Raw genomic sequence first — 20,204 nt, forward strand, 5'->3', positions numbered from 1 at the left:
ATATTCTATAGGAATAAAAAAACACATATTCGGAGGGTTCGCATGAACAATAATGAGCACATCGATCAACTGACCATTAATACCATTCGTGTATTATCAGCGGAGGCCGTGCAGAAAGCAAAATCAGGCCATCCCGGGATGCCCATGGGTGCGGCCCCGATGGCATATGCATTATATAAGGACTTCATGAAATTTGATCCGGAACTGCCGTACTGGGACAACCGGGACCGGTTTGTTCTGTCCGCCGGACACGGCTCCATGCTTCTTTACTCCCTGCTCCACCTGTTTGGCTATCCCATGAGCATGGAAGACATCAAGAATTTCCGGCAGTGGGATTCCAAGACTCCGGGACATCCGGAATTTGGTCACACCGTCGGCGTTGAGATGACCACCGGCCCGCTCGGACAGGGACTGAGCTCTGCCGTTGGTATGGCCATCGCGGAAACCATGCTGGCTGAAAAATTCAACCGGCCCGGCTTCCCGGTCGTGGATCACTACACCTATGTCATCTCCGGAGACGGCTGTCTCATGGAAGGCATTACCTCGGAAGCCTCTTCGCTGGCAGGCCATCTGAAACTGGGCAAACTCATCGTACTTTATGATGATAACAACATTACCATCGACGGAACGACCCACATCTCCTTTACGGAGGATGTGAAGAAGCGATACGAAGCTTATGGCTGGCAGGTTCTCGAAGTCAAGGACGGAACCGATACGGCGGCAATCCATGCTGCGATTCGCCGGGCGAAAGCACAGAAAAACAAACCGACCCTGATCAAAGTCAAGACCATCATCGGTTTCGGAGCCCCGAACATGCAGGGAACCAGCAAAGTCCATGGTGCTCCCCTGGGAGACGCGGAAATTGCTGCCATGAAACAGGAACTGGGCTGGAACTATGAACCGTTCACCGTTCCGGAGGAAGTGGCTGCCCATACCAGCGAACTGGTGGCAGAAAAGAAAAAAGTCCACAAGAAGTGGGAAAGCATGCTGAAGCGCTACGCCAAAACACAGCCGGAACTCTATGAAGAGTACGAACAGTGGATGCGCGGCAAACTGCTGAAGGATGTGGATACCACTGCGCTGTATCACACAGAATTAGCCAAGGTTTCAACCCGCAAGGCTTCCCATGACATCCTGAATCTTCTAGCTGATCAGGTTCCCAATCTGGTGGGCGGATCCGCCGACCTGGCAGGGTCCAACCTGACCTACATGAAAGACAAGGGGGATTACCAGCCACAGACTCCGGCCGGACGCAATATCCGGTTTGGTGTTCGCGAGCATGCCATGGCAGCGATTGTTAACGGCATTACTCTGCATGGAGGATTCAAGGCATTTGGTTCCACTTTCCTGATTTTCTCCGATTACCTGAGACCTTCTGTCCGGCTGTCGGCCCTGATGGACATCGGCTCACTCTTCATCCTGACCCATGACTCGGTGGCAGTCGGTGAAGACGGTCCGACCCATCAGCCCATCGAACAGCAGGCATCCCTGGAAATGATCCCGAATCTGTATGCGTTCCGGCCCTGTGATTACCGGGAGACGGTTGCAGCCTGGATCAAAGCCATGGAAATCTCAACTTCTCCGTTCAGCATCGCGCTGTCCCGTCAGGATCTTCCGGTCCTTGAGGGAACCGGAATCAATGCGGAAAAAGGCGGCTACGTACTGGTCCATGAGACCAAGGCTCAGCCAGACCTCATTCTCATGGCAGCCGGCTCAGAAGTTCAGCATATGGTTGCCGCCCGGGAGAAACTGCTTGAGCAGGGAATCGATGCCCGTGTCGTCTCCATGCCCTGCAAGAGACTGTTTGATGACCAGGATGAGAAATACAAGGAATCTGTTCTGCCCAAGTCCGTGAAGGTTCGCATCGCCATGGAGGCCGGATTTGGCATCATGTGGTCACCCTACCTTGGACGCAAAGGCGAAGTCATCGGACTGGATCATTTTGGAGCATCCGCTCCTGGAGATGTTGTGCTTGAGAAATTCGGCATCAACTCGGAGTCCGTTGTTGCCAAGGCTCTTTCTCTCCTGGAAAAATAATATTCTCAGGCAGAATGAGACCATTCAAGCAGACCAACATCAATTAGTTCAACCAATCAGAAAACCGCCCGGCTTCAGCCGGGCGGTTTCTTGCAGACCAGAAGAAACTGACAAATACTCAGTCAGACCCAAACAGATCGGAACAGACCCAAACAGATTGGAACAAACCCAAACAGACTGAGAAAGAATCCGCAAAGCACAAGGCTCGATCCGCAACAAGCGAATCGAGCCTTTCAGTATAGTTTAAATTGATTTTTGGAATTGTCCCGGTGCCTGGTTATGACCGGTTCTGCGGTTTTCTGAAGGGCGCGCCTTCCAGTTCCAGCAGATAGGATTTGTGGACCGGACCGGTGGCATAGCCTCCCAGGGTGCCGTCCCCGGCGATGACCCGGTGACACGGGACGATGATGGCGATATGATTCTTGCCGTTGGCTCCGCCGACTGCCCGGCTGGCTTTCGGCTGTCCGACGCGTCGGGCCAGTTCGCCATAGGAGATGGTGGAGCCGTAGGGGATCCGGCTCAGTTCGTCCCACACTCTGGTCTGAAAAGGGGTGCCGATCTGAGCCAGGGGAACCGTGAAACGGGTTCTCTCTCCCCGGAAGTACTCGGCCAGCTCGTTGGCTGCCTGACACAGGAAGGGATCGCTGGGTGGTTCAGCGGCTGGTCGTTCAGATGAAAACTCAAGCAGGGTCAGACCCTGTGCATTGGATTCCAGATGGATGGCTCCCAGCGGACTGGAGATAATCGAACTTGCCATTGCGGACTCCTTTACGGTTCGGCCGGTTCTTCCGGCTGAGTTTCAGGCGGCTGAGTTTCGGGCGGCTGGGTTGCCGGGGGCTGGGTTGCCGGCGGTTTCGTCGACGGTGGCTTGGTTGTCGGTTTCGTTGCCGGATCGGATGTCTGTGGGTCTGTTGTCGCGGGAGGCACTGTTCCAGGCTGAGTCGCCGGCTGCGTCACCGGTACAGTGTAGCCGTCCTCGTCCGGACCCTTGTCATATTCTTTGGGAAGAACATATTTCTGGTCCTCCAGCTTGACTTCCGGGACATAGTTTCGGGTGATGTATACTTTCCGTTCAATAAACATGGGGAAGGTCCAGGCTGTGGCCAGTTTTCCGGTAAGTTTGTTGATTTCTACTTCGACGTGGATATCATCAAAGGTCGTCGGAACCATATCCCGGAAGAACCATTCCGAAACAGTCCGGTCACCGCGGGGATCCCGGCGGGTCAGATCGGTGGGCAGGGTTCCGGAATCATAGCTGACGGGTACCTTGACGATATCATTGGGTACTGGAAGGTCTTTCACTTCTTTTCCTTCATGGGGGAACGCCATGATGGCTCCCCAGGCCTTGATTCCGCCGATCGCAGAGCTCATGCCTTCGCCGGTGGCCTTGTCGATGATCGGCTTGTGATCGTCGGAAGCGATCAGGATGGCTGCGGAGTAATATGGCGTCGTGCCGGCAAACCAGAGCTCTTTGTTGTCCTGGGTTGTTCCGGTCTTGCCGCCCACGGGCATTTTGCCGAACTTGAGCTTGGAAATGCTTTCGTTTCCATCCACAACATTCTTCAGCAGATCCCACATGATGTAGGCCGTTCCGGGCTTGATGATCTGCTCACCTCTGGGCTTGTTCTCCAGAATGACATTCCCGGCAGCATCTACGACCTTGGTATAAAGCAGGGAGTCGTTTTTAATGCCGTTATTGGCGAAGGTTCCATAAGCGGAGGCCATAATCAGAGGATTGGCTCCGTCTTTTCCATTGATATTGGCATACTGGCCCAGTGCGTACATGGACAGTCCGCGATAGCCTGCCGGCGGTAGAACCAGACCGAATTTTTCCGCATAGGTCTGGGCGGTGGGCTGACCGACAGCCTGAAGGGCTTTGATCGCTACCATATTGCTGGAGCGTCTCAGGGCATCACGGGCGTTGGTGTAACCCCACCAGCGGTCATAGGAGTTACCAGGCTTTGAGGGGTCGTTATAGTCGACATCACTGCCGGCAAAGTAGGCTTTGCGGTCTTCCAGGGGCAGCGGAGAATCCTCAAAGACGGTTGCGGAATTGAAGGTCTTGGAGTCAATGCCTGCCGCGAAAACCGTCAGCGGCTTGGTCGAAGAACCAATGGCCCGAAGGAAACTGGAGGAGGCAGCCCGGTTGGGGCCGGCAGCAACCTGATTGCCGCGACCGCCGACAATGGCTTTGACGTACCCGGTGGAGGGCTCGGTGACAACCGCGGAGACCTGAGGCTGAATGATGCCGTTGGCATCAACGTATTCCTTAAAGCGGTAGTTGTCTTTATTGTTGATTTCCTTTTCGGTATGTTCCTGGAACGAGCGGTCCATGGTCGTGTAGATGATATATCCGTTCAGCGCGAGGTTCTCCTGCGCCTGTTCCCGGGTGATGCCAAGCTGTTCCACCATATCATCCAGAACCTGGGTCACGACCGGGCGGGTGAAGTACTCGTAATTGTATTTACCGCCGTTGGTCAGAGCGGTGTAGTTGAAGGGGATGCCGTTTTCCTTGATTTCATCTCGATACGTCTCGTATTCAGATTCGGTAATGAAATTATTTTTCTGCATCTGGCTCAGAACCAGCAGGGTCCGGTTGATGTAGGGCGTTGGATCCTTCTGGTTTGCCTTGGTGAAGGCATAATAAACGGAGGGCGCTTGGGGCACGCCAGCCAGGTAGGCGGATTCAATAACCGTCAGATCCTTTGCCGACTTGGAGAAGTACTGTCTGGCACCGGCTTCCACACCGTGGGCACGTCCGCCCAGAAAGATGGAGTTCAGATACGTTTCCAGGATTTTTTCTTTCGGAATGTTCTTTTCAATCTGCAGCGCCATGTAGATTTCCTGGATTTTCCGGGATTCTTCCTTTTTTGTCGTCAGGAAGGTGTTCTTGATCAGCTGCTGCGTCAACGTGGAGCCGCCCTGATCGAAATCTCCGCCGACCAGCTTGCTCAGAGCGTAGCGCAGCGTAACCGAGATGGTTCGCTTGAAATCAACCCCGTTGTGTTCGTAAAAGCGTTCGTCCTCAATGGCGATTAAGGCCTTTTGAAGATTTGGACTGATCTGGGACAGTTCCACGGGCAGACGGACTTCACTGGATATGATCCGGTCCATGATTTCGCCCTTGTCATCCAGCAGTACGCTCTGAGAATTCAAGGACAGAAACTTTTCGATGTCAGCTTCCGGGGCGTCCTTGGCAATGGCCAGAACTTTCGTTCCCAGGAAGACGGACGCAATCAGGATCACCACCAGGGTGAAGATGACCAGACCTTTGAGAACTTTCCCAAAGACCTGCAGTCCGGAGTGTCGGGTATATGTTTTTTTGGCTGTTTTTTTCACTTTTTGAGCCATGAAGGACCTCCATTTGTTAAAAGGGATAGGAATAACGGATTCATTATATCACAAGCGCGGATTCCAATTGAAATCCGTATTCCTATTATAGTGAATCCTGAGAAAATAAGATGAAGAAATGATGACAAAAAAGACTTTGCCGGATTGTTCCGGCAAAGTCTTTTTGGCTGATCCCGCAGGGGAAATCCAAATTTTCTGTTATTCTATTCGAAATTGAAGATATAGGGAACATTGCGGTAGTAATCTCCGTAATTAAGTCCATATCCTACGACAAAGACATCTTCAATCGTAAAGCCGCAGAAGTCCGGTGTCAGGCTTCCAACCTGGCGGCGAGACGGCTTATCCAAAAGGGTGCAGAACTTGACGGATCTGGCTCCCTTGTTCCGGATATGGTTCAAAACGAAATTCATCGTGTAGCCCGTATCGATGATATCATCAACGACCAGAACGTCGTAGCCTTCCACACTGTCGGGAATGTCATTGACGACTTCGACGTTGCCGGATGAATGCTCGGCATTGCCATAGGAAGCTGTCGTCATAAATCCGATCTTCATGGGGAGGTCCACTGCCCGTACCAGATCGGATGCGAAAATGAAGCTTCCGCGCAGCAAGGCCAGAACATAGAGATTCTTCCCCTGATAGTGCTGGGTGATCTCCTGGCTCAGCCGGCGAATCTGTGCATCAATTTCTTCCTTCGTGATTAAAACATGTTTCTTGCGATCTTCCATGGGTTATCCTCCGCTTATATGAACCGATGTATCTATTATAATCATTTTCTTCAGTTCGGGCTTTGATTGCAAGAAGTTTTTTGATTGGACCATTATATCCTGCCTGACCGGAATTGAATCCGGGATTCTCAGGATTTGTCAAACAAGGAGCCGTAACGTGCCTGAATTCTTGTCAGCGGCTCTGCAAATCGGTGCGCAGCCGCTTCCGGAGATGCTCCCGCGGCAATGAAGTCCCGGATGCAGGCATCGCGCAGGTCGGCCAAACAAAGATGATAGGGCCTGAGCAGGGTATTCAGTTCCGTTCGGGTGTGTCGGTTCTCAAACAGCTGACCGCTCAAATTTACCGGACGCTGCCGGATCAGTTCCATGACCGCTTCTGGCAGTGGAATCTCCCGATTCCTCTCTTGGGCATCCACTACGGGTAATCCAGAGTCGTGCTGGCGCAGAGGCAGCGTCTGCCGCTTCCAGTCGATATCGCGCCGTCTTAAGGATATCGTTTCCCGGAAGGTCAGGCCGCACAATCCCAGCAGAGCCAGCAGCAGCTGCATGTCACCGGACTGCTGGGCTACGATGTCCAGCCGCCTGGCATAAGTTGGAATCCGCGAAACTGGCACAGGGGGTTCACAAATCAATCGGAAATTGCCCGTTTCTTCAGCAATTAGCGAGACTGAACTGACTACCGGCTGAAGCGATCCTGAATCCCCAAAGCCGACGGCAGCGGTTTTCGAATCAGGCTGTTTCGAATGCTCCAAATGATACAGGAGTCGATGGCTAATCTTCGGATCGGGTGCTTGCGGACACACTCTCTCAGTCTTCAGAGGGATCCGGTTCGGCCTGTCCGGACGGACTCGATTCTTGGATAATGAGTGCTTCATGAAAAAAACCTCCCTGGATGAGTTTTGTAAAAATTTACTTTGTTGTTTCACTCTAGCAGACTGTCCGGACAAAACGGGGGCAGTCCCGGGTTATGTACGGCGGGGTGGCTGGGTTCCATCGAATGTTGCGGAAAATGTAAGCGGGCAGGGCGATTATTTGATATGATAAAAGGAATAAACGTCCTGTGAATCAGGGACAAGGCAGGTGAATCATTTGATCTACGGCAATGTAGAAGGTGTAAGGGATGTTGTGTTAAAGCAGCTGGAAACCCTTTATGATATGAAAAGTCAGAAGTATGAAATTGCGAGCCGGGAAATTCTGGATCTGGTGAGAGCGGTGACGGAGCGGATTGATCGCGAGGTCTCAGTGACTATTGATCGACGCGGGAACGTGACAGAAGTGACCATCGGGGACTCGGCCAGCGTGTCGCTGCCGGTCATGGATACGACGGCCCGCAAGCTGTCTGGATTCCGGATTGTGCATACCCATCCCAACGGACTGTCCAGGCTGTCCGCCCTCGATTTGTCGGCGCTTCTGAAACTGAGGCTCGACTGCATGGCGGCTGTTGCCTGTAATACCGAGGATTCGCGGATATCCATCGGATTTTCTACCGTATCGGAGGGAGCGCTGGTGGCGGAGATCACCCGGGAACTGACCTGGGAGGATGCGCTGGAAGTTAATATCGAAGACAAGGTCCGATATAACCAGGAACTGCTGAAGGATTCAGAAGTCCGGGAAGATGAGACGGAACGAGCTCTGCTCATCGGCATCGAATCCTGGGAAAGCCTGGAAGAATTAAAGGAACTGGCCGACGCGGCGGATATCGAAGTGTCGGAGAGCGTGCTTCAGCTTCGGGACAAGGCAGATTCCCAGTACTACATGGGATCCGGCAAGCTGGAAGAGCTGTCCAATCTGTGCCAGCTGACCCGCAGCAATGTCATCATCGCCGATGATGAACTGTCAGGTTCTCAGATTAAAAACATGGAAGATCTGACCGGGGTCAAAATCATTGACCGCACCACGCTGATTCTGGAAATCTTTTCCCGGCGCGCCAAGACCAGAGAAGCTAAGCTTCAGATTGAACTGGCGCAGCTGAAGTATCGGATGAACCGTCTGCTTGGACTGGGACTTGTCATGTCCCGTACCGGCGGCGGCATCGGTACCCGCGGACCGGGTGAGACCAAGCTGGAAACGGATCGTCGGCGCATTCGCAGCCGGTATCACGATCTGGCAGAAGAACTCAAGGGAATCCAGAAGATCCGGGCGACCCAGCGGGAAAACCGCCACCGTCAGGACATGCCTCAGGTTGCTTTGGTCGGCTATACCAATGCCGGCAAAAGCACGCTGCGCAACGCGCTGGCCGAGCGCAGTGCCCGGGATGCCCGGAAAAAAGATAAAGTGTTTGAGGCCGACATGCTGTTTGCCACATTGGACACCACGACCCGGGCCATTGAGCTGCCGGATCGCCGGATCATATCCCTCACGGATACGGTCGGCTTTATCCGCAAGCTGCCCCATGACCTGGTGGAGGCATTTAAATCCACCCTGGAAGAGGTCATTTATGCCGATGTTCTGGTTCATGTGGTCGATGCGTCCTCTCCGGATGCCGATGACCAGGCCGCAGCCGTCGACGAAGTGCTGGAAGATCTGGGTGCAGTCAATAAGCCCATGATTCTGGCATTGAATAAGGTCGATCTGGGCCTGAGCATGGCCGGCGAACGTCTGCAGGTGACTCAGTCCGACGCTGAGAGCGCCCTGGCAATTTCCGCCAGGACCGGCCAGAATCTGGAAGAACTGCTTTGGACCATCAGCCGGCTGCTCCCCCAGCAATATAAAACATACGATCTGCTCATTCCATTCTCTGACCAGAAGCAGGTGAGCCTGGTTCATGCCGAGGGGAACGTCCTGGAAGAAGACTATGTGGAAGAGGGGACCCGACTCAGGGCTCAGCTGTCGGACGCCATGGCCGGAAGACTGAAAGAGTACATCGTTGAGGGTCAGGAGGAAGAGTAGATCAATGGAAGATCAGATCGTAGAGTATCAACGGACCTATAACCTGGCCGTGCAATCACTTCAGTCCAACAAGGAAGTTCTGGCGATCTTTGTCTTTGGCTCCATGGTCAGCGGCGATCTTTGGGAGAAATCCGACATTGATTTTTTTGTCATCATGAAGAAATGGCCGCCGGGCATGACCAATGTTCATTCCACGGATCTTGGCAAACCGGTTCATTATAAATTCCTCTCCAAAAAGGAATTCATGAATTCCAAGGGCTTCGACCTGAAAGGCAGTTTCCTGCACCGCCTGTTTGCTTCCAGCCGGCTGGTAAACTGCCGCGACCGTGACATTGAGGAACGGTTCAACGCCGGTCGGGCCTATACCGATCAGTCCAGAAAAATCTGGACCCTGACTTACTTCGGAAAAGTGATCAAGGGGACGGATTCGATCCGCAAGTCCCTGAAGAACAGCAACGAGCTGGCAGCCTATGTTACGCTGATGGACACCATGAACTGGTACGCAATGGTGCTGATCAATGAGGGCGGCTATATGGTCTCCAAGGACAATATCAACATTGCCGCGGAGCTGTTCCCGGACTTTCGGCAGGCATTCACGAACCTGGTGGCCGGGGGCGACCTGAAGAAGCGGGTCGAAGACACCGTTTCCTGGATTCTTAGGGAAATGGACCGGAAGCTACGGGATCTGACCGAAGTTCTGTTTCAGTACCTGCGGGACAAGGACCGGCCGTTGTCAGCCAATGAGATTCAGGAGGATCCGCTCCTGTTTCCATACCGGATCGAGATGGAGGCAATTCTGGCTCTGCTGTATGAAAAGAAACTGCTTAAGCGAAATCACCGTGAGTTGCTCTCACAGGGAGCCGAAACCCTGGTTCGAGAGAATGTGTACTTCATATGAGTTATACAATTCGAGAAGAAGGACTGGGGGAATACACAGAGAAAAAGTCGGTATTTACCGGACGGATCTGCCCCTGCTCCAGTGAGGCGGAAGCGCGGCAGTACATTGAAGGGATCCGCAAACAGGAACGAACGGCCCGGCATCATGTCTTTGCGTATGTCATCGGCGAAAAAAATCAGATTGTGCGATATTCGGATGACGGAGAACCTCAGGGCACAGGCGGACTTCCGGTGCTTAACGTGCTGACTCAGCATGGCCTCACCGACGTCTGTCTGGTCGTCAGCCGCTTTTTCGGCGGAATCCTGCTGGGCGCTCCGGGACTGACCCGGGCTTACGGCAAGGCGGCAGCCGATGCTGCGGCATCAGTTACCCACTGGCAGGTCATTCAAGGTGCCGCTTTCATGGTCACCCTGCCTTACGATCTCCATGCCCGGCTGAAAAGCTTCCTGTCAGAACTTCAAGTCACGCAGACCGATTTTAGTCAGTCCGTAACGCTGCATCTTCTGACCACTGAGGAAGAAGTGGACGGCGTGATGGCGGAACTGACCAACCAGATCCAGGGTCAGGCAATCTTTTCTGAAGTTACGGCAGGTCGCTATTTCCTCAGCAAGGATGGAATGCTGGAACCGGTGGACCAGGACTAAAAAAACACCAAATGAAATGGAAACAGAAAGCTCTCATGGCGAACGGCCATGAGAGCTTTCTGTTTCTCAATCAATCCTTATAACGGATTGACAGGGGTTTGAAACTGCTGTGGGTTTTTATTTTTCACGAACTGGAACCCATAGTTCCATTTTGTAGTCAGTCGCTGACATGTCACCTTCCAGGTAAGCTTCAAAGTCAGGGGTGCCGGCATGAGTGAAGGGGCTGGAAGGGAAGTACTCCGTCATGAGCCATTGCCAGCCTCGGTGAATCGATTCGGGCATGGGTCCGATGAGCTCTACCACCAGGTACTGAGCGGGAGCAATGTCGAGAATCTCAAGTCCCAGTTCGCTGGCCCGGGCTCGATCTTTCACATCAAAACCGGCCATGTAGCGGAACGTATCATCCGGCTGATAATCGTAGCATACCCCGAAACTTTCTCCGGAACCAAGCTGAAGCAGATCCGGGAAGGGGATCTCTCCCATCAGTCGGGTCCACAGGCCGGGGAAATCTGCTCCTGCTATGCCGGTCATGGAAAGACCAGCCACCGCGAAGGCAGGTTTCTGAATGAGCTGCGTGTTCATGGTGATCACCTCGTCAATTTAATTTCATTTCTTCTTTTTTATTATAGCTCCAATTGATTGGATGAAAGCATCTTTCCCGGATTTTCAGTGGAGCAATATCGCCCGCCGTTGCTGCGGAGTGGTACTCTGCAGCCTTCCTTTCTTTCATTCAGCGTTTCATTCGTCGGGGATCCTGAGTTGATGACCCGGTTAAAGTGAAAATTGAAAAAGCCAGGGAGGTCTGCTATAATCTTTCTGTTATACGACAGGAGGGATACAACATGTCAGGACATTCAAAGTGGCATAATATCCAGGCGAAAAAAGGGAAGACCGATGCAGCCCGGGCCAGAGTATTTACCAAGCTGGGCAAGGAATTGATGGTCGCAGCCAAGGATAACCCCAATATAGATGCCAATTCCAGATTGAAGGACGTCGTTACTAAAGCCAAGGCAGCCAATATGCCCATGGACAATATCATGCGGGCAATCAAGAAAGCCGCCGGTGAGCTGAGCGGAGCGAGTTATGAAGAAATCACCTATGAAGGCTACGGTCCGGGGGGACCGGCATTCATTGTTGAGGCTTTGACAGACAATAAGAATCGGACCGCGGCCAATGTGCGCCATGCTTTTGACAAAGTCGGCGGCAATCTGGGCACTCCAGGTTCCGTCTCTTTCCAGTTCAATAAAAAAGGTCAGTTCATCCTGGAAGTGACCGATGAAATTGATCTGGACGAACTCGAACTGGCTGCCATCGAGGCAGGAGCTGAAAACATCATCCGCGATGAGGAGACTGTTGAGATTCTGACCGAGCCCGAAGATTATGAAGCGGTTTCTGAAGCTCTGGAACAGGCCGGCTATGCGTTTGCCGAATCGGGAATCAAAATGGTCCCGAATCTTTATACGGAAGTGGACATGGAAACAGCCGTCAAGATTCAGAAACTCATTGATATTCTGGAAGAGGATGATGATGTCAATGACATCTATCACAATACGGACTTCCCGGACGAATTTGAAGGCTAATCATTCGAGAATCAGATGAAAAAAGATCCTGATTGCCAAGGCGTTCGGGATCTTTTTTTAATCTGAATTTTATCCGTATTTTTTACAATCAAACCAAAATCAGAACAATGTTAATTTGAATGTCAGACAGGGGAGGTGAAAGGGATGAAATGTCGCCAGTGCGGCAGCGAACTGATGGACGGATCGAAATATTGCAATTTCTGTGGACAAACCCAGGAAGAAACGCTTGAGCCAGTTAGCCAGCGGATTTTTCTGGGGGACTATGAGGTAACAGCCTTTGACCATGAACCGGAAGAAATCCCTTTATCCGATGATCCGATTCTGGATCGGGATCATCCGCTGTCTGCGATGAAGGAAGCCTCGACCGGCAGACCGGCGCGAAAAGAACATCTGATTTTATTGGCCTTGCTTCTTTTGATCATCGGACTCTCGGCATTTGGGGTACAGACCATCGCCTCACGACGCCGGAGCCGGGAAACACTCGCAGCCAGCCAGGCAGCACAGCTGAAGGAAGCTGAAATCAAGGAACAGCGGGATGCTTATCTGCGTAAATACCGGGAACTCCTGGTACTGGCTCAATCCCAGGAAGTCACCCTGAAGACCAATCTGGATGAGCTTCTCCGGATCAGCAACTGGAGCTGGCTCAATAATATCTTTTTGGACGGCTTCTATGATTCCATGGTTAATAAATTCAGAGACAGCGAGACGTTTAAAACCATGACCAACCGCAATGCTGCCATGGGCGATGTCTTCACCGCTTTGGAAGAGCCGCCGGCCGGTCTGGAAAAAGTTAAAACCCATGCCCTCAAGCTGCGGGATCAATCCCGCAAAATAACCAGAGCATTTTCAGAAACAATGGGTGAAACCACCATTTCTGACATCGAGGGCTGGCTGGATGATTATACGAAAATCCTGGAAAATGCCCGCGCGGCATTATGACGGGAATCGAGCCGCAGCTACCTCATCCGGTCCAAACGACGGAAAACCCCCGAGCGATCCGGCTGACTCCCTGCCAGGACAGCGCAGAAATTAACCTTCGAATCAGCTTTGCCTGATCATCAGTCACTTGGGATGGATGGATGACCAATCCCATTTCATAATAATCGGGTACCTGTCACTGCCGCTGCGGATTGAATCCGTAAGCGGCAGTGACTTTTTTAATCAGAGAGATGAAGGCCTGAGAAACAAAGGCTCTGGAAACGATAGGGAATGGTTAAGGGTAAGGATTCAGTTTCGGCCAAAAACAAACAAAAGGTTATGGTGATAAGGTATTGCTTATTTTCTTTCCGCTGGATATAATATGATTAAAGCAGTGATTCGGGGCAGCAGTTGCTGAATCTGGCACCGGACAATCAAAGGAAAAAACATGAGTTACGAAGAAAGAGGGAGCGCAATGACGAAACGCGAACGGGAAATCATCGAAATTCTCAAGAAAGAACCGATGATCAATCAAAATGATCTGGCAGGGCGACTGGGGATTTCCAGAAGCTCGGTAGCGGTTCATATCACCAATTTAATGAAAAAGGACATTATCGCGGGGAAGGGGTACGTGATCCGTGAGGAAAAGTTCGTAGCAGTCCTGGGCGGCGCCAATGTCGATATCCTGGGCTTCCCGCGGGAACGGTTCAAGCCGGGAGACTCCAATCCCGGTTCTGTGCTGCAGTCCATGGGGGGCGTCGGACGCAACATTGCCGAAAACCTGGCTCGACTGAACATTCCGGTCCGTCTGCTCACGGTCCTGGGAGAAGACTCGCATGGGGAGTGGATCCTCAATGACACAAGTTCAGCCGGAGTGGATGTCAGTCATATCCGGCGCGACCGATCTCATCCCACCGGCATCTATTTATCTGTTCAGGATGAAACCGGTGAAATGATCGCCGCCATCAGCCAGATGTCAATCTATGATGAGATGGATGAAAGCTACCCGGAGTCCGTGCTTGGCGTCCTTCGCTCGGCGGATCGAATTGCTGTCGATACCAATCTGTCGGAGGCAGCACTGGCGTACATCGCACAAAATCTGTCTGACCGGGAACTCTTCCTTGATCCGGTTTCCAGCAATAAGGCTCTGCGGGTCAAATCGATCATCGGCAGTTTTTCCACCGTTAAACCCAACCGGATCGAATCGGAAATTCTGACCGGAATTCCCATCACGGATGATGAAAGCCTGAAGGCCAGCGCCCGCTGGTATTTCAACCAGGGGGTCCGAAATGTCATCATTTCGCTGGGCAGCGAAGGAACGTTTGCCGCCAGAGGTAAGGTGATGGGGAAAGTGACCAGCAAAAAAGTTCCGATGCGCAACGCCAACGGCGCCGGCGATGCCTTCACATCCGCCATGCTGATGACTTCGCTGGAGACCGATGATATCCGGGAATGGACGATCAACGGAGCTGCCGCTGCCATCAGCGCAATCCTTTCCGAGAGCACGATTAACCGGGATTTGTCCCGCGAAACCATAAAACAAATGAAGAAGGAGTATCAGATCGAATGGAAAAATTTGTAAAATACCTTGAATTGTCACCGGAAGTTGAAGCTGCACTGAAAGAGGGCCGTCCAGTCGTCGCCCTGGAGTCCACCATTATTTCTCATGGCATGCCGTATCCTGCCAATGTAGATACAGCTCGGGCGGTGGAACAGATCGTACGAGACCATGGCGCAGTGCCCGCTACCATCGCCATTCTCAACGGAAAGCTGAAAGCCGGACTGACTGACGAAGAAATCGAATATCTGGGCCAGGCAACGGATGTCATCAAAGCCTCCCGCCGGGACATTCCCTATATCGTGGCACAGGGCCGCAATGGCGGAACCACCGTCGGAGCGACAATGATTGTCGCGGCTCTGGCCGGAATCAAGGTCTTTGCAACCGGCGGCATCGGCGGAGTTCACCGCGGAGCTGAAACCACCATGGATATCTCAGCTGATCTGGAAGAACTGGGCAAGACCGATGTGATCGTCGTCTGTGCCGGCGCCAAGGCGATCCTTGACCTGGGACTGACACTGGAATACCTGGAGACCCGCGGCGTGCCTGTCCTGGGCTATCAGACAGCCAGCCTGCCGGCATTCTATACCAGCACTTCGGAATTCAAAGTCGATTACCGAGTGGATAGCGCCCGCGAAATCGCGGCCATCGCTCAGACCAAATGGGATCTGAATCTTTCCGGCGGCGTTCTGGTCACCAATCCGATCCCCGCGGAATATTCCATGGATCCTGAACTGATCAACCAGGCCATTGAGAACGCGCTGGACGAGGCAAAAGTCCAGGGCATTCAGGGAAAAGAAACCACCCCGTTCCTGCTCTCCCGGATCAAGGAAATTACCAAGGGCAAATCCCTCGATTCCAATATCCAGCTGGTTTACAACAACGCCGCGGTCGCATCCGACATTGCCGTTGAACTGGCCAAAGCAGAATAAGTATTTCATTTTAAGCCGGGTTTAATCTGGTCTCCTCATAATGTTTCATGATGACATTCGGGTTATAATTGAACCAACGAATGATTACGACTGATCCATTTAGAGGAGACTTTTTCATGCAGCTGATTATATTAATCCTGATTCTTCTGTTCCTGATGATGCTTGTGCCGTTTCTGCTGCCGTTAATCGCAGTGGCTGCTGTCATCGCGCTGTTTGCCAATTTTCGGGGACTCCTTGGCAGACGACGCTTTGAGGAAGAGGCTCCCGCGGGACGGCGCATCCAGTACACGGACCCGGACCAGTCCGGTCCGTTCCGTGGCAGCGAAGAGGTCGAAGCACCGGATGTAGTGCTGGAACGTCCGGCCAGCGTCCGGGATGATGAATTCTGGGAAAAGGACCATACCGTGCTGGATGTCCCGTTTGAAGAAACAGAAGAAAATGGTTCTTCAGACAGCCGCTGATCCATTCCAGTCCAGCATGAATGGGACCGGGCAACCAGTTCAGACCGGCAGACAGCCCTCCGCGTATCGCGGAGGGCTGTCTGCGCTATGCCGCCCGGAAAGCGAACGTATATTTGATTTGAGGGTGAAATATGCTATGATTGGAGAAGTTAGAAAAATGCGGGAGGACCCTTATGTACGAATATATTGAAGGACGGTTCATGGGCATTTTCAAGGATTATGTGGTGATCGACCACCAGGGCCTTGGCTATAAGATATATACTTCAGGCAATACCATGGCGAAAATGCCGGCTATGGGGGAAGCAGCCAAGCTGTTCCTTCATCAGATCGTGCGGGAGGACTTCATCGGTCTGTACGGATTTCATGACCGGGCTGAGCTGGAGCTGTTTAATCAGCTTCTGACAGTTTCAGGCGTCGGCGCGAAATCCGCTTTGTCACTCCTGTCCATCGCCACGCCGGATAACCTGAAGAAAGCTATGGCTTTTGAGGAGGAAACACTCCTTTTGCGGGCAACGGGCATCGGAAAAAAGACCGCTGGCCGAATTATTCTGGAGCTGAAGGACAAGTTCAAGAAACTGAACCTGACTGCTCCCGACCGGGACATCCAGATCTCCGCCAGTCAGGCGGAGGCAGTGGAAGCTTTGCTGTCCCTGGGGTATACACAGAAGGAGGCCGACACCGTACTGAAAACGGTAAAGCCGGATCTTACCGTTGAAGAGACTATCAAACAGGCGCTGCAGGCTCTGATGAGCTAGCCGGCCGCGGGGAACAGGGAGAGCAACATGAGTGAACGTTTTTTAAGCCAATGTCAAATACCGGAAGAGGACGTCCAGGAATATTCGCTTCGGCCCCGGCGGCTGTCCGAATACATCGGCCAGTCTGCCGTTAAAGAACGGATGAAGATCTTCATCGAAGCGGCCCGGATGCGGCGCGAAGCTCTGGATCATGTGCTCCTGTACGGTCCCCCGGGGCTGGGCAAGACCACCCTGGCCAATATCATCGCTCTGGAAATGGGCGGGAATCTGCGGATCACCTCCGGACCGGCTATTGAACGGGCCGGCGATCTGGCTGCCATTCTGACCTCCTTGTCGGCTCAGGATGTGCTGTTCATCGATGAAATCCATCGCCTGAATCCCAATGTGGAAGAAGTGCTGTACCCGGCCATGGAAGATTATTCTCTTGATATTGTGATCGGGAAAGGATCCCAGGCCAAGTCCATCCGGCTGGACCTGGAACATTTCACCCTGATTGGTGCCACAACCCGTGCCGGCATGCTGACCAACGCACTGCGCGACCGGTTTGGCGTGGTATGTCAGATGGACTATTACACGCCGCAGGAGCTCAAGGAAATTGTCCTGCGCTCTGCCGGAATCCTGAATACGCCGATCAACGAGGACGGCGCTTTTGAAATCGCCAAGCGCAGCCGGGGCACACCGCGAATTGCCAACCGCCTGCTGCGCCGGGTTCGCGACTACTTCATGGTCAAGCAGTATGAGCGGGTAAATCTCGAAGCCGCTCAGGGCGCTCTCAGGATGCTCGATGTGGATGGCGAGGGGCTGGACCGGGTGGATAACCGGATCCTGGAATCCCTGGTCCACAATTTCCGGGGAGGACCGGTGGGCGTGGAAACCTTGTCCTATTTCATCGGCGAGGATCTTGACACCATCGTGGATGTCTATGAGCCGTACCTGATTAAGGAAGGATTCATTCTGCGGACGCCGCGCGGCCGGATGGCCTCGGACCGGGCCTACGATCATTTAGGCGTGCAAAGACCGGAAAAATAAGATATGATACAACAGGGACTCGATGTTAGTCCCTTCCTTTTTGTTTTCATACGGAAAGGAATAACGGAATCTAACGGGAAAGAGACGATAACAATGAAAGTTAGTGATTTTAATTATGATCTGCCACCGGAGCTGATTGCGCAGCATCCGCTGGCTCAGCGTGACCAGTCCCGGCTGATGGTCATTGATCAGGCCACCGGGGGAATTACTCACCGGGTGTTCCGGGATCTGATCGAATACATCGAACCCGGGGATCTACTGGTACTCAATGACACCAGGGTGCTGCCGGCCAGGCTGCTGGGCGTGCGTGAAGGAACGGGGGGGCAGGTGGAATTGCTTCTGTTGCGCCGGATTGACCTGAACACCTGGGAAACATTGGCAAAGCCTGGCAAATCAGCCAGACCGGGACGATTCTTCAGCTTTGGCGATGGCCGGCTGCGGGCTGAAATTCTTGAAGTTCGCGAGGACGGCAACCGCATTGTCCGCTTCCACTACGAGGGTGTCTTCGAAAAAGTGCTGGATGACCTGGGTGAAATGCCGCTGCCGCCCTATATCCACGAAAAGCTGGAGGACCGCGAGCGGTACCAGACCGTGTACTCCCGGGCCGAGGGGTCTGCCGCGGCACCCACTGCCGGACTTCATTTCACTCCGGAACTGCTGGAGGCTATCCGAGGCCGCGGCGCGGAGACCGCCTTTCTGACCCTTCATGTGGGGCTCGGCACGTTCCGACCGGTCAAGGTCGAAGTGATCACCGAGCATCTGATGCACAGCGAATACTATTCCATCGATGAGCTGACCGCTCAGCGGATCGAAGCTGCGCGGACCGCGGGTCGGCGTATTATCAGTGTCGGCACAACCACAACGCGGACCCTTGAAACCGTCATGCGCGACCGGGGTCGAATCGAAGCCTGCTCGGGCTGGACGGATATCTTCATCTATCCCGGATTTGAGTTCCGGATTGTGGACAGTCTCATTACCAATTTCCATCTGCCGGAATCCACGTTGATTATGCTGGTCAGTGCTCTGCTGGGCTATGACCATACCATGGAGGCCTATCGCGAGGCAGTCCGGGAACGCTACCGTTTTTTCAGTTTCGGGGATTCCATGTTCATCCGGAGCAGCCGATTTAAAGAGGGACCAAATCATGATAGGCAAGCATAAATATACTTTACTCAAAAAAGAGGGAAAAGCCCGCCGCGGACGCTTCGAAACCGTGCACGGCACCATCGAGACTCCGGTATTTATGAATGTCGGAACTCAGGCGGCCATCAAAGGCGCTGTGGATGCGCAGGACCTGAAAGCGATCAACTGTCAGGTGGAGCTGTCCAACACCTACCATCTGCATGTTCGGCCCGGAGATGAACTGATCCGGGACCTGGGCGGACTGCACCGCTTCATGAACTGGGACCGGCCGATTCTGACTGACTCAGGCGGGTTCCAGGTGTTTTCCCTGGCCCAGATGCGCAAGATCAAAGAAGAGGGAGTGACCTTCAAGAGCCATGTAGATGGCCGGACCATATTCATGGGACCGGAAGAATCTATGCAGATTCAGAGCAATCTGGCATCGACCATCGCCATGGCATTTGACGAGTGCGTCGAAAATCCCGCTCCCAGGGAATACGTCGAGGCTTCCGTAGAGCGGACCACCCGCTGGCTGAAGCGCTGCATGGCAAAACTGGAAGAGCTGAATCAGGCGGAAGGGACCATCAATCCCGACCAGCTGCTGTTCGGCATTAATCAGGGCGGGGTCTTTGATGACCTGAGAATCACCCATGCCAAGGAAATCTCGAAACTGGACCTGCCGGGCTATGCCATTGGTGGTCTGGCTGTCGGGGAATCCCATGAAGAGATGTACCGGATTCTGGATGCGGTGGTACCTCATTTACCCGAAGACAAGCCCATCTACCTTATGGGCGTCGGACTGCCGGAGAATATTCTGGAAGCCGTTGAACGGGGTGTTGATTTCTTTGACTGCGTCCTTCCGGCACGCAACGGCCGCCATGGCCACGTCTTTACCGCTCATGGCAGAATCAACTTGGGCAATCAGCGCTTTGAGCGGGATCAGCGCCCCATTGATCCAGGCTGTGGCTGTCCGGCCTGCCAGAATTACTCCAGAGCGTATATCCGGCATCTGTTCAAGGCCAAGGAAATGCTGGCCATGCGACTGTGCGTGCTGCATAACCTCTGGTTTTACAATGATATGATGGCGAAAATCCGCCGCCGTATCGAAGAGGGCACTTTTGCCGAGTATAAGGCCGCTCAGCTGGCGCAGTGGAAGCAGCCCGAGCCCCACTGATTTCGATGGACCGACCGGCCATGAACTGACAACTCCGGAATCAAACTTGTGTTGAAATAAGAATGGCAATCCATGGCGGGAACGAGTATAATTAAACGCATAAAAACCAATTTTGCCGGATCCCGGGT

Annotated in this window: 18 protein-coding genes; 13 read left to right on the forward strand and 5 right to left on the reverse strand. The window is 53.1% G+C overall.

Translation table 11 applies throughout. The annotated features are described in order from the left end of the window. Positions 1–42: 42 nt before the first annotated feature. Positions 43–2,037: a transketolase gene (tkt, locus tag P6M73_RS06845; protein ID WP_277855364.1), complete on the forward strand. Its 1,995-nt coding sequence runs from the start codon at positions 43–45 to the stop codon at positions 2,035–2,037. A gap of 277 nt (positions 2,038–2,314) precedes the next feature. Here tkt and P6M73_RS06850 read toward each other — a convergent pair whose 3' ends face one another. The 4 genes from P6M73_RS06850 to P6M73_RS06865 form a co-directional block, all read right to left on the reverse strand. Next, a complete protein-coding gene (locus tag P6M73_RS06850; RefSeq protein ID WP_277855365.1) occupies positions 2,315–2,794 on the reverse strand; it encodes a methylated-DNA--[protein]-cysteine S-methyltransferase in 480 nt (159 codons plus the stop codon). An 11-nt stretch (positions 2,795–2,805) separates the two neighbouring features. Further along, complete coding sequence (locus P6M73_RS06855) at positions 2,806–5,388, reverse strand: transglycosylase domain-containing protein (RefSeq protein WP_277855366.1); 2,583 nt, start codon at positions 5,386–5,388, stop codon at positions 2,806–2,808. Between the two features lie 203 nt (positions 5,389–5,591). Next, entirely contained in the window at positions 5,592–6,116 is a 525-nt protein-coding gene (gene hpt, locus P6M73_RS06860; RefSeq protein ID WP_277855367.1) for a hypoxanthine phosphoribosyltransferase, read from the reverse strand. A gap of 128 nt (positions 6,117–6,244) precedes the next feature. Beyond that, entirely contained in the window at positions 6,245–6,991 is a 747-nt protein-coding gene (locus P6M73_RS06865) for a hypothetical protein (RefSeq protein ID WP_277855368.1), read from the reverse strand. A gap of 214 nt (positions 6,992–7,205) precedes the next feature. Between P6M73_RS06865 and hflX the strand changes: the two genes are divergently transcribed. Genes hflX through P6M73_RS06880 form a run of 3 tightly spaced genes read left to right on the forward strand, consistent with a single transcriptional unit; the run spans position 7,206 to position 10,547 of the window. Then, positions 7,206–9,005: a GTPase HflX gene (gene hflX / locus P6M73_RS06870; RefSeq protein WP_277855369.1), complete on the forward strand. Its 1,800-nt coding sequence runs from the start codon at positions 7,206–7,208 to the stop codon at positions 9,003–9,005. 4 nt (positions 9,006–9,009) lie between these two features. Further along, complete coding sequence (locus P6M73_RS06875) at positions 9,010–9,903, forward strand: nucleotidyltransferase domain-containing protein (RefSeq protein ID WP_277855370.1); 894 nt, start codon at positions 9,010–9,012, stop codon at positions 9,901–9,903. Further along, positions 9,900–10,547 (forward strand): IMPACT family protein, encoded by a 648-nt coding sequence (locus P6M73_RS06880; RefSeq protein WP_277855371.1) that lies wholly within the window; start codon positions 9,900–9,902, stop codon positions 10,545–10,547. The genes P6M73_RS06875 and P6M73_RS06880 overlap by 4 nt, the downstream gene beginning before the upstream one ends. A gap of 117 nt (positions 10,548–10,664) precedes the next feature. On the opposite strand, the gene P6M73_RS06885 is transcribed toward P6M73_RS06880, so the two are convergent. Beyond that, positions 10,665–11,129: a GyrI-like domain-containing protein gene (locus P6M73_RS06885; RefSeq protein ID WP_277855372.1), complete on the reverse strand. Its 465-nt coding sequence runs from the start codon at positions 11,127–11,129 to the stop codon at positions 10,665–10,667. Positions 11,130–11,389: 260 nt separating this feature from the next. Here P6M73_RS06885 and P6M73_RS06890 point away from each other — a divergent pair, with 260 nt between their 5' ends. The 9 genes from P6M73_RS06890 (at position 11,390) to tgt (ending at position 20,076) form a co-directional block, all read left to right on the forward strand. Continuing rightward, positions 11,390–12,127 (forward strand): YebC/PmpR family DNA-binding transcriptional regulator, encoded by a 738-nt coding sequence (locus P6M73_RS06890; RefSeq protein WP_277855373.1) that lies wholly within the window; start codon positions 11,390–11,392, stop codon positions 12,125–12,127. A gap of 144 nt (positions 12,128–12,271) precedes the next feature. Continuing rightward, positions 12,272–13,066, forward strand: a complete 795-nt coding sequence (locus P6M73_RS06895) for a zinc ribbon domain-containing protein (protein WP_277855374.1) — start codon at positions 12,272–12,274, stop codon at positions 13,064–13,066. Positions 13,067–13,520: 454 nt separating this feature from the next. Continuing rightward, complete coding sequence (locus P6M73_RS06900) at positions 13,521–14,627, forward strand: PfkB family carbohydrate kinase (protein ID WP_277855375.1); 1,107 nt, start codon at positions 13,521–13,523, stop codon at positions 14,625–14,627. Next, a complete protein-coding gene (locus P6M73_RS06905; RefSeq protein ID WP_277855376.1) occupies positions 14,612–15,535 on the forward strand; it encodes a pseudouridine-5'-phosphate glycosidase in 924 nt (307 codons plus the stop codon). The genes P6M73_RS06900 and P6M73_RS06905 overlap by 16 nt, the downstream gene beginning before the upstream one ends. 116 nt (positions 15,536–15,651) lie before the next feature. Beyond that, a complete protein-coding gene (locus P6M73_RS06910) occupies positions 15,652–15,996 on the forward strand; it encodes a hypothetical protein (protein ID WP_277855377.1) in 345 nt (114 codons plus the stop codon). A gap of 173 nt (positions 15,997–16,169) precedes the next feature. Then, positions 16,170–16,751: a Holliday junction branch migration protein RuvA gene (gene ruvA, locus P6M73_RS06915; RefSeq protein WP_277855378.1), complete on the forward strand. Its 582-nt coding sequence runs from the start codon at positions 16,170–16,172 to the stop codon at positions 16,749–16,751. 27 nt (positions 16,752–16,778) lie between these two features. After that, positions 16,779–17,780: a Holliday junction branch migration DNA helicase RuvB gene (gene ruvB, locus P6M73_RS06920; RefSeq protein ID WP_277855379.1), complete on the forward strand. Its 1,002-nt coding sequence runs from the start codon at positions 16,779–16,781 to the stop codon at positions 17,778–17,780. 93 nt (positions 17,781–17,873) lie between these two features. Then, positions 17,874–18,941 (forward strand): tRNA preQ1(34) S-adenosylmethionine ribosyltransferase-isomerase QueA, encoded by a 1,068-nt coding sequence (gene queA / locus P6M73_RS06925; protein WP_277855380.1) that lies wholly within the window; start codon positions 17,874–17,876, stop codon positions 18,939–18,941. Then, the gene (tgt, locus tag P6M73_RS06930; RefSeq protein WP_277855381.1) at positions 18,925–20,076 is read left to right on the forward strand and encodes a tRNA guanosine(34) transglycosylase Tgt; all 1,152 of its coding nucleotides are present in this window, start codon (positions 18,925–18,927) and stop codon (positions 20,074–20,076) included. Before queA ends, tgt begins: the two co-directional genes overlap by 17 nt. The last annotated feature ends 128 nt before the right edge of the window (positions 20,077–20,204 follow it).

It is taken from the genome of Anaerococcoides asporogena, assembly GCF_029590275.1.
Classification (GTDB): Bacteria; Bacillota; Clostridia; order Clostridiales; family Clostridiaceae; genus JG1575.